Annotated in this window: 1 protein-coding gene and 1 pseudogene; both read left to right on the top strand. The window is 45.9% G+C overall.

The window, feature by feature from the left end; translation table 11 throughout:
* Positions 1-168 precede the first annotated feature (168 nt).
* A pseudogene (locus IQ273_RS33050) lies at positions 169-483 on the top strand (N-6 DNA methylase); the annotation flags it as partial.
* Positions 480-1,571, top strand: a complete 1,092-nt coding sequence (locus tag IQ273_RS36275) for a restriction endonuclease subunit S (protein WP_397199231.1) — start codon at positions 480-482, stop codon at positions 1,569-1,571. The pseudogene IQ273_RS33050 and the gene IQ273_RS36275, both read left to right, overlap by 4 nt.
* Positions 1,572-1,617: the final 46 nt, after the last annotated feature.

Here is a 1,617-nt window from a genome sequence, read left to right as displayed (position 1 = left end):
TTGACTCAATTGGTCTTGCAGTTGACGATACAAGAGGGGTGTTTCCATGAGACTGGCCTTGAGTTGGGGAATTCAAGCCTCTCATGAAATGCCCCTTCCCATCTACCCTGTCTCATTTGGGACTCCTTTCACAACAACCCTTTCAGGACTTTTCTGCACCACCAAGGGTTCTACGACATGGCTGCCGATGGGTACTCTCTGGACGATAAGCGGCATGAGATTGCCAATAACGACATTCCCGACATCCTCAGCCGCTGGCAACAGCGCGACCCAGCCAAAGATACGGATCGCTGCGCCAAGGCATTTGTTGTCCCCCGCGAGGACATCGCTGCCAATGCCTATGACTTGTCGATCAATCGTTATAAAGAAATTGAGTACGAAGAAGTGACCTACGATCCGCCCAAAGTTATTCTGCAAAAACTGCGGGACTTAGAAGATGACATCCGCCAGGACTTAGATGATCTGGAGGAGATGTTGGGATGATGATATATCCTTCAGAGTTAACAAATAAGTGGCCACATTATCCTTTGGCTGATGTGGTTGACTTTCTCGATAGTAAACGTAAACCAATCACTCAGAAAGACAGAGTGCCTGGTCCATACCCGTATTACGGAGCCAACGGCCAACAAGATTCCGTAGCAGACTTTATTTTCGATGAGCCTCTTGTGCTCCTAGCAGAGGATGGTGGTCACTTTGGAGACCCGACGAAAACTATTGCTTATCAAGTTGAAGGAAAATGCTGGGTCAACAATCATGCTCATGTTTTGAGACCCAAAAAAACTATTGATATCAGATATCTTTGCCGTCATCTCGAAAAATATGAAATCACCTCTTTTGTTAATGGAAGTACACGAGGAAAACTCACTAAAAGTTCTGCCAACATAATTCCTATCGCACTCCCTCCTCTCGAAGAGCAGCGGCGGATTGCGGCGATATTGGATAAAGCTGATGCGGTACGTCGCAAGCGCAAGGAAGCCGTCGCCCTGACCGAAGAGCTGCTCCGTGCCGCCTTCCTAGACATGTTCGGCGATCCCGTTACTAATCCAAAGGGGTGGCATACATGGTCAATGAAGGATGTGATTGAAAGCATTAGCGCAGGTTGGAGTGCTGGGGGAGAAGAAAGATCACTGGAAAAAGATGAATGGGGCGTTTTGAAAATCAGTGCTGTTACTACAGGTCGGTTCATTCCAACGGAATTTAAAAATGTTGGTAGATCCTTTTTCCAGAAACAAATAATAGTTCCACAAAAAGGCGATTTGCTTTTTACCAGAGCAAATACTAGAGAATTAGTAGCCGCAACATGTTTGGTCGAAAAAGATTGCAAAAATCTCTTTTTGCCCGACAAGATATGGAAAATTATTCCTAAACGGGATATCGCGACCCGCGAATATTTGAAATTTTTACTTTCTGAACCCAAATACCGAAGCTTACTCACTAGGAAGGCTACGGGTACAAGCGGTTCAATGCTAAACGTTTCGCAGAAAAAGTTTGGCTCTCCTGGGATCACTATGCAGCGGTTGGAGAAAAATGCCAGCAGATTAGGCATCGGAGGCGGAATCGCTCAAAATTAGTGAATCCGTAGCCAGAGCGCTTAATCAACTTCAAACGCGTGTTGAT

Source organism: Nodosilinea sp. LEGE 07298 (assembly GCF_015207265.1).
Classification (GTDB): Bacteria; Cyanobacteriota; Cyanobacteriia; order Phormidesmidales; family Phormidesmidaceae; genus Nodosilinea.
Note: the sequence above shows the minus strand (reverse complement) of the source record. Positions and strands in the feature narration are given on the sequence as shown.